The sequence below is a fragment of the Succinivibrio sp. genome (genome assembly GCF_045124615.1).
In the GTDB taxonomy this organism is placed as follows: Bacteria; Pseudomonadota; Gammaproteobacteria; order Enterobacterales; family Succinivibrionaceae; genus Succinivibrio; species Succinivibrio faecicola.
This window is the reverse complement of record NZ_JBGVMC010000263.1, coordinates 1-7,921: the sequence shown is the minus strand read 5'-3', so window position 1 is coordinate 7,921 and position 7,921 is coordinate 1. Positions and strand designations below refer to the sequence as shown.

General features: G+C 38.5%; 9 protein-coding genes, 1 tRNA gene and 1 pseudogene. 2 read left to right on the top strand and 9 right to left on the bottom strand.

The window, feature by feature from the left end:
- From ACJML3_RS06970 to ACJML3_RS06935, 8 genes and pseudogenes are all read right to left on the bottom strand, one after another.
- Positions 1-526: hypothetical protein (locus tag ACJML3_RS06970; RefSeq protein WP_406021842.1), on the bottom strand; the 526-nt coding region annotated here is incomplete at its 3' end.
- Between the two features lie 3 nt (positions 527-529).
- The gene (gene tolR, locus ACJML3_RS06965; protein ID WP_406021840.1) at positions 530-958 is read right to left on the bottom strand and encodes a protein TolR; all 429 of its coding nucleotides are present in this window, start codon (positions 956-958) and stop codon (positions 530-532) included.
- Positions 959-1,176: 218 nt separating this feature from the next.
- Positions 1,177-1,875: pseudogene (gene tolQ / locus ACJML3_RS06960) on the bottom strand (protein TolQ); the annotation flags it as partial.
- A 2-nt stretch (positions 1,876-1,877) separates the two neighbouring features.
- Positions 1,878-2,321: a YbgC/FadM family acyl-CoA thioesterase gene (locus ACJML3_RS06955; protein ID WP_406021838.1), complete on the bottom strand. Its 444-nt coding sequence runs from the start codon at positions 2,319-2,321 to the stop codon at positions 1,878-1,880.
- Positions 2,322-2,344: 23 nt separating this feature from the next.
- Complete coding sequence (ruvB, locus tag ACJML3_RS06950; protein ID WP_406021836.1) at positions 2,345-3,400, bottom strand: Holliday junction branch migration DNA helicase RuvB; 1,056 nt, start codon at positions 3,398-3,400, stop codon at positions 2,345-2,347.
- The gene (gene ruvA, locus ACJML3_RS06945) at positions 3,401-4,021 is read right to left on the bottom strand and encodes a Holliday junction branch migration protein RuvA (RefSeq protein ID WP_406021834.1); all 621 of its coding nucleotides are present in this window, start codon (positions 4,019-4,021) and stop codon (positions 3,401-3,403) included.
- A 7-nt stretch (positions 4,022-4,028) separates the two neighbouring features.
- The gene (ruvC, locus tag ACJML3_RS06940) at positions 4,029-4,568 is read right to left on the bottom strand and encodes a crossover junction endodeoxyribonuclease RuvC (protein ID WP_406021832.1); all 540 of its coding nucleotides are present in this window, start codon (positions 4,566-4,568) and stop codon (positions 4,029-4,031) included.
- Between the two features lie 169 nt (positions 4,569-4,737).
- Positions 4,738-4,810, bottom strand: a tRNA-Thr gene (locus ACJML3_RS06935).
- 69 nt (positions 4,811-4,879) lie between these two features.
- Here ACJML3_RS06935 and ACJML3_RS06930 point away from each other — a divergent pair.
- Together ACJML3_RS06930 and glk are read left to right on the top strand one after the other, a co-directional pair.
- The gene (locus tag ACJML3_RS06930; protein WP_406021830.1) at positions 4,880-5,281 is read left to right on the top strand and encodes a hypothetical protein; all 402 of its coding nucleotides are present in this window, start codon (positions 4,880-4,882) and stop codon (positions 5,279-5,281) included.
- 97 nt (positions 5,282-5,378) lie between these two features.
- Positions 5,379-6,356 (top strand): glucokinase, encoded by a 978-nt coding sequence (gene glk / locus ACJML3_RS06925; RefSeq protein ID WP_406021828.1) that lies wholly within the window; start codon positions 5,379-5,381, stop codon positions 6,354-6,356.
- A gap of 101 nt (positions 6,357-6,457) precedes the next feature.
- On the opposite strand, the gene rpoD is transcribed toward glk, so the two are convergent.
- A partial coding sequence (gene rpoD / locus ACJML3_RS06920) for an RNA polymerase sigma factor RpoD (protein WP_406021826.1) occupies positions 6,458-7,921 on the bottom strand: 1,464 nt, incomplete at its 5' end.

Here is a 7,921-nt window from a genome sequence, read left to right as displayed (position 1 = left end):
TCTCTTCTAGCTTTTTCTTCTCCTCTAGCTTTTTCTTTTCTTCAAGCTTTTTCTTTTCTTCAAGCTTTTTCTTCTCCTCTAGCTTTTTCTTTTCTTCAAGCTTCTTCTTTTCTTCTAGCTTTTTCTTCTCTTCCTCAAGTTTTTTCTTTTTCTCTTCCTCGAGTTTCTTCTTTCTCTCTTCTTCTAACTTTTTCTTTTTCAAAGCAAGCTCAGCTTGTTTTTGCTCTTCTAAAGCCTTGAGCTTTTTCATTCGCTCTTCAAGCTGTTTTTGCTCTTGCTGCTGCTTTAATTTCTGCTGTTCAAGCTCTGCCTGTTTTTTATCCTCAACAGGTACCTCAACTTTCTTTTGTTTAGCACCTGAAGGTTTGCCCTTTGCAGGAGGAACAAAAGTAGCATGCATAAGATCGCCATTTCCCATATTTGGTTTTGATGGCTTATCTAATGATACTCTCACTAGGAGAACTGCGATTATGATTGCATGAACTATCAGTGCAAAAATAAACGCAACTTTCATGTTGATTTTCATTTTCTACTCAATCGGATCAGTTACCAAACCAACGCTTTTTACACCACCGTTTTTAAGAGCGTTCATAAGCATGATGACGTTATTGTATGCAACCTGAGCATCACCCTGAACAACCACTGGTCTTGTAGGATCCTTTTGCAGCTGTTCTGATACATATGCTGTAAGAGATTCAAGATTATCCATTTTCACAGCATTTGAATCGATACTTACAAAAAACTGACCTGCCTTATCAACAGTTGCAATAATAGGAGTCTGCTGATCCTGATTCATTGTTTCTGCCTGTGCCTTTGGCAAATCAACTGTTACGCCCTGCATAACAACAGGTGCTGTTGCAATAAAGATAACCAAAAGCACAAGCATAACATCAATGTATGGAACAACATTGATTTCTGCCTTTGCTCTTGATTTCATTCTTGAACGTGCTGACTGCATATTAACCTCTAATGAAAGTTTGTATTTCTTACAGAAGAGCGCAGTCTGTCACCTTCTACACCAGGGGTATGATAAGTTACTCTATCTGTCGAACTCTGGTTTTGTGAAAGTCTTGATCTTAAATGAGATGCTGAATCATCCTGTGCTGTTGAGTGTGATGTGCTGTTTGCATGAGGATATGACTGATTCTGGCTGTTTACATTATTAACCTCATTTTTCTGATTCATTTCAGAACGTACACGAACAAGTCTTCTGTTGAGAATTGTTGCAAACTCATCCATGAAGTTGATATATCTGTTCTCTAAAGCCTCAACTTTTGTTACAAAGCGATTATAGAACATAACAGCAGGGATAGCGGCAAAAAGACCCATTGCTGTAGCAATCAAAGCTTCTGCAATAGGAGGAGCTACCATTGAAAGTGTTGCATTCTTTACAGCTGCAAGTGCAATAAAAGCATGCATAATACCCCAAACAGTACCAAATAAACCGATATAAGGACTGATAGAGCCGATGGTTGCAAGAGTTGACAGATGACCTTCAAGATTCTCCATCTCTCTTGACTGAGATACCTTCATCTGACGGTATGTACCATCCATAACAACTTCCTGATCAGCAGGACCTGAATTTATAAGACGAACGAACTCCTTAAAGCCAGCTGAGAAAATCACCTCAAGACCTAAAAGCTCTGATGATCTTTTGATACAGTCATTGTACAGATTGTTCAAGTCAATACCTGACCAGAACTTCTCTTCAAAGTCATCAGCCTTTATTCTTGCATTCTTGTATGAACTTGATTTAGCAAAAATAATTGTCCAGGAAACAACTGATAAGCCAAGTAAAAACAGCATTACCACCTGAACTAAGAAGCTGGCGTTAAAAATAAGATGTGTTATGGATAAAGAACTATTTGCTTCCATTTTTAACCTTTAATATTTACTGTATATGAATCTGTATTCTCAGGAATGAATTTAGCTGCATATTCAAGTGCTTCTTTTGGCATTGAAACTGGTTTGTGCTTTGCAAGATCTACAAAGGCAATAGAACACTCAAACTCAAAAAGCAGTTCATCATTCTGATTAAAAATCTGCTGATATATTTTTAAACTTGCAAAACGAGCTTTCACAGGGATGCAACTTACCTTAAGTTCATCGTCAAGTTTTGCAGAGCTAATATAGTTTCCCTTTATGCTTTTAATTACAAAACCAAGTTTATCTTCAAGCAGTTTATTCTGAGAAAAGCCCATTGCTCTTAGCCAGTCTGTACGGCATCTTTCGCAGAACTTCAGATAATTTGCATAGTATACTATGCCACCTGCATCAGTATCCTCAAAATATACTCTGAATTTTTCAAAAAAAGTTTCCATTACTCTTTCCAACAGTTAATCTTTTATTCTTTTTTTAAACCGAATTTTTCATATGCCCTGGCAGTTGCGACACGTCCTGTTCTTGAACGCTGAACAAATCCCTGCTGAATTATATAAGGCTCGACAACATTCTCAAGAGTATCCCTATCATGACCTAATGAGGCTGCAAGACTTTCTATTCCCACAGGACCTCCGTTGAAATCATAAATAATGCTCTTTAGATATTCCCTGTCAAAATCATCAAATCCGTCTTCATCGATTAAAAGCATTTTAAGCGCTGCTCTGGCAATTTCAAGAGTAATTGTTCCATTTCCCTTAACCTGAGCATAATCTCGTACTCTCCTTAGCAGACGATTAGCAATTCTAGGTGTTCCTCTTGATCTTGCTGCAATCTCATGCGCACCTTCTTTAGAAATTACAACGTTAAGCTTCTTTGCAGATGCATTGACGATTATTTCAAGCTCCTCTGGTGTATAGAACCTTAGCTGCAGAATAATTCCAAATCTTGCTCTTAAAGGAGAGGTAAGTGTACCTGCTCTTGTAGTTGCACCAACAAGAGTGAAAGGATTTAAGGTGATTTTAATAGATCTTGCAGACGGACCTTCACCTGTCATGATGTCCACCATATAATCTTCCATTGCAGGATATAAAAACTCCTCAATTATTGGAGACAGACGGTGGATCTCATCAATAAAGATTACAGATCGTGGCTGCAGGTTTGTTAAAAGTGCTGCAGCATCGCCCTTTTTCTCAAGAGCAGGTCCTGAGGTCTGCGATATTGAAACAGACAACTCATTTGCAATAATATTTGATAATGTAGTCTTACCAAGACCTGGAGGCCCGAAGATTAGAACATGATCAAGAGCCTCACCTCTTTTTCTTGCTGCCTCAAGTGCAATTGACAGCTGTTCTTTTACCTCATTTTGACCTACATAATCTGCAAGTGTTGTTGGTCTTAATGCTCTATCTTCACCTGATTTTGTAAGCTCCTGTAATATCTCATCTTGTGTTTTCTCAGGTCTTACAATGCTGTCAACCTCAATGGAATCAGCGAAGATCCCCATATTGTCATCAGACATTTATCGGCCTCCTTTAGAAATCAAAGATAGAGCTTTTACAATTATCTGCTGAGTTGAAAGTGAAGGTTCTTCTTTTAGTACTAGCTTTACATATTTTACTGAATCGTTCTCTTTATAACCTAATGCAGTCATAGCTGCTACAGCATCAGAGAATCTGTCATCGCAAGAGTCAGCATTTCCCTGATTAATCTGTAAGGACTGAGAGTTGTCATTTGCAAAGCTCTTCAGTGAGTCTTTTAGCTCTACTACCAGTCTTGAAGCTGTTTTCTTGCCAACTCCCGGGATCTGCTCTAGACTTGATGCCTTTTCTTGAAGAACTGAAGATACAAACTCATCTACACTGAATGTTGATAAAACAGCCAAAGCCATTTTAGGACCAACACCATTGACTTTTATTAGAGCTCTGAACAGAGATCGCTGTCTGATTGTTGAAAATCCAAAGAGAACCTGGGCATCCTCTCTTACTACATGATGGATATAAACAAAGCATGGAGCATCAATTTTAAGTTCTGACAGGCTTGATACGGGCATATCAACCTCATATCCTACACCAGATGAAACTTCAATCAGTGCAGTAACGCCGTCTATTCTTAAAACCTTGCCTCTTAAACTTCCTATCATAATATTTTTACTTATCTCTCTGATAGCGTCCGTGCACTGCACCCTGAGTTGCGACGCCGTTTCCTATAGTTTGTGTAACCTTGCTTGTAAAGCAGTGACATAGAGCACAGGCAAGAGCGTCAGCAGCATCTGCCTGAGGATTTGCTGTCAGATGAAGAATATGCTTAATCATATACTGCACCTGTTCTTTTTTAGCCCAGCCATAACCTACAACTGACTGCTTTATCTGCATTGGCGTATATTCATAAACCATAAGGCCATGATTTGCCCCAGCTACAATTGCCGCAGCTCTTGCTTCAGAAAGTTTCACGGTTGACTGAACATTTTTTGACAAGAATGTCTCTTCTATAGCCATACAGTCAGGCTTGTACTGCTCAACAAGAGTTGAGACCGCATCAAAAATAACTTTTAGCTTTGAAGCAAGATCACCGTTTCCGGTTTTGATACACCCAGAGCCAATATAGGTAACATCACTGCCGGTCATTTTAACAATGCCATATCCAGTAAAACGCGAACCTGGGTCAATTCCGATGACGATTTTGGACATAAATACAGTGTTGCTACAAAAAAAGATTATCAGCTTTTAAGACGAATTATTCTGTACGATTATACGAATTTAACAGCAAGAATAAAATATATTTCAGTTATATTTGATAGGTTGAAAGATATTTTTTCAAAGATGAAAATGCTTTGCAAATATCTGCATTACAAAATCATGCTGCCAGGCAGAATCGAACTGCCGACCTCCTGATTACGAATCAGTTGCTCTACCTACTAAGCTATGGCAGCGTGAGAGTATTCTAAAAAATTCTAAATTAAGATTCAATATTTTGATAGAATGATTATCAAGAGGTTAACATGGACACATACAGACAGATAGTATTAAACGCATTCAAGCTTATTATCCTTTTTGTATTCTTCAATAATTCTCATGCATATCCGCCAACTGACTCAATAAGAATCGTAATTTTAGTATTCGGATCTATTATGCTCATGGTTTGTGGCTTTGAATTTAAAAAGGAGAAAAAGCGCTTTAGAACCATGTTCATGTGGTGCTTTGCCTTTTTACCATGGCTTTTTTACGCTCAGGTAAGTTTTATTGCTAGTGCTAAAGAGCTAAGCGTCTTTAAATATCTTACAGACAATATTCATGTTCTTTTTATATACAATTCAACAAGGCTCATTTTCGGTCTTTGCGTATTTATTATCATCCTTTTTGAATTTTTCAGAGCAATTAGAAATCTTTACTCAAAAGATTAAGCTCACAAAGAAAAAAATTCCAAAAAACAGGCAAAGATATGCCTGTTTTTTTGTATAATATCCATTTATATTTTTAATTAAACTAACAGAGGTAAAAATGGCACAGCTTTCAGGTGTAGCACTTGTTGGAGACGTTGGCGGTACCAACGCAAGATTATCACTGGTAAATTTAGCAGATGGCTCTTTATCTAATACCATTATCTATTCATCAGTAGACAATGAATCATTAGAGCTTGTAATCAAAAAATATCGTGAGGATGCAGGTGTTGAATTTGATTCAGCTTGTATCGCTATTGCCTGCCCTGTTAATGGTGACTACATCAAGATGACCAATAATCATTGGGAATTCTCAATAAGCAAGATGAAAGAAAATCTTGGTCTTAAAGAATTGGTTTTCATCAATGATTTTACTGCAATGTCTATGTGCACAACTGCAATTGACATCAAGGATATGACACAGGTTGGCGGAGAGTCTATCGATCCTAAGGCTCCTAAGGCAATTTACGGTGCAGGTACCGGTCTTGGTGTTGGCTATCTTATCAATGTAAATGACAAGTGGATCCCTCTTTCAACAGAAGGCGGTCACGTTGATCCTAGTGCTACAACCTCAAGACAGGATGATATTCTTCGTGAGTTAAGAAAGAACTTCAAACACGTATCAGCTGAGCGTCTGCTTTCAGGTCAGGGTTTAGTAAATCTATACAAAGCAATTGCAACTTTAAACGGTCACGAGGTTAAGGATGTTGAGCCTTGCGATGTAACAGCAGGTGCTTTTGCAGATCCTGCATGTCCTGACTGCAAGGAGGCAATTGATCAGTTCTGCGCAATGATGGGCGTATTCGGTTCAAATCTTGCTGTAAACCTACTTACAAAGGGTGGCGTATACATTGCAGGCGGTATCGTTCCAAGATTCATTGAATACTTCAAAAATTCATCATTCAGAGAGAACTTCGATAATGCAGGTAGATTCTCTGAGACTATGAAGAAATTACCTGTTTATGTAATTTCTCACAAGGATGCCGGTCTGCTAGGAGCTGGAGCTTATATTCGTCAGCAGTTAGGTGCAGATCTTTAATTTTTTAAATATTAGTCTTGCAGCCTGAGTTTTACTCAGGCACTAAAAAAAGCCAAAACATAAAATGTTTTGGCTTTTTATATGCTTTGATATTTCAAAGCTTAATCAAGGAATCCTCTTAATCCCTGTGAACGGCAAGGATGGCGCAGTTTTCTTAAAGCCTTAGCTTCAATCTGACGAATACGCTCACGGGTAACACCAAACTGACGACCAACCTCTTCAAGAGTATGATCTGATGGCATACCAATACCAAAACGCATTCTTAGAACCTGAGCCTCACGTGGTGGCATTTCATCTAAAACGCCATTGATTGCATTCTTCAGGCTCTCAGATGTTGCTGCCTCTGCTGGAACTACTATTGAGCTATCCTCAATAAAATCGCCTAAATGTGAATCGTCATCATCACCTACAGGAGTTTCTAAAGAAATAGGCTCCTTAGCAATCTTCATTACCTTTCTGATCTTATCTTCAGGTAAACCCATCTTTGCTGCTAACTCTTCTGGAGTTGGCTCTCTGCCCTTCTCCTGAAGCATCTGACGAGAAATACGATTGAGCTTGTTAATAGTTTCAATCATATGAACTGGAATTCTGATTGTACGGGCCTGATCAGCAATAGATCTTGTAATAGCCTGTCTAATCCACCATGTTGCATATGTAGAGAACTTGTAGCCACGTCTGTATTCAAACTTATCTACAGCCTTCATCAGACCAATATTACCTTCCTGAATCAGATCAAGGAACTGAAGACCTCTGTTTGTATACTTTTTAGCAATGGAAATAACAAGACGAAGGTTAGCCTCAACCATCTCCTTCTTAGCCTTCTTAGCCATTGCATCGCCCATCATGATACGTCTTGCAAGATCTCTTAAGCGACAGATATTGATACCTGAATCAGTTTCGATTTCCTTTAAGGCATCAACGCACTTTTTGATTTCTGGCTCATATTCTTTGAGCTTTGCTGTATAAGCTTTCTTGCTCTTGCAGGCTTTTTCAAACCATTCCATTTCAGATACGACTTCTTCATCATTGTAGAACTTCTTGAGTTCTTCAATCTTCATGCCGCATCTTCCAACTGCAATTTCACGTACTCGACGATCCTGCTTTTTAACACGATCCATCATTTCGTGAAGCTTACGAAGCAAACTTTCAAGTTGTGATGGAACAATCTTGAAGGTTTTGAAAATTTCTACTAGCTTCTCAAGTTCCTTCTGATACTTCTTGTCTGTTGTTGACTTAGCTCTTGCTGCAATAACCTTATCAAACTGAACTCTAAGCTCTGTAAAGCGCTTTCTAGTTTCCTCAGGATCAGGACCTGAATCATTTGGAGAATCATCGCCATCAGAATCTAAATCGTCTTCATCTTCAATTTCGTCTTTATTAGCTTTAGCTTTCTTCTTTGATGGCTTTGCAGATACTGACTCTTCTTCCTCATCAAGAGCTTCAAGCTCTTTATCAAGTTCAGCTTCAGCATTCTCATCAACATCGATAATAATATCGTCATTGTCATCTGTTGAGCTGTTAGGATCAGCAAAACCGTTAATGATATCGCCAAGCTTGATCTCAGA

Excerpts from the sequence above, each read along its gene's own strand:
- tolR (WP_406021840.1), bottom strand. The coding sequence starts at position 958 with ATGCAGTCAGCACGTTCAAGAATGAAATCAAGAGCAAAGGCAGAAATC.
- ACJML3_RS06955 (WP_406021838.1), bottom strand. The coding sequence starts at position 2,321 with ATGGAAACTTTTTTTGAAAAATTCAGAGTATATTTTGAGGATACTGAT.
- ruvB (WP_406021836.1), bottom strand. The coding sequence starts at position 3,400 with ATGTCTGATGACAATATGGGGATCTTCGCTGATTCCATTGAGGTTGAC.
- ruvA (WP_406021834.1), bottom strand. The coding sequence starts at position 4,021 with ATGATAGGAAGTTTAAGAGGCAAGGTTTTAAGAATAGACGGCGTTACT.
- ruvC (WP_406021832.1), bottom strand. The coding sequence starts at position 4,568 with ATGTCCAAAATCGTCATCGGAATTGACCCAGGTTCGCGTTTTACTGGA.
- ACJML3_RS06930 (WP_406021830.1), top strand. The coding sequence starts at position 4,880 with ATGGACACATACAGACAGATAGTATTAAACGCATTCAAGCTTATTATC.
- glk (WP_406021828.1), top strand. The coding sequence starts at position 5,379 with ATGGCACAGCTTTCAGGTGTAGCACTTGTTGGAGACGTTGGCGGTACC.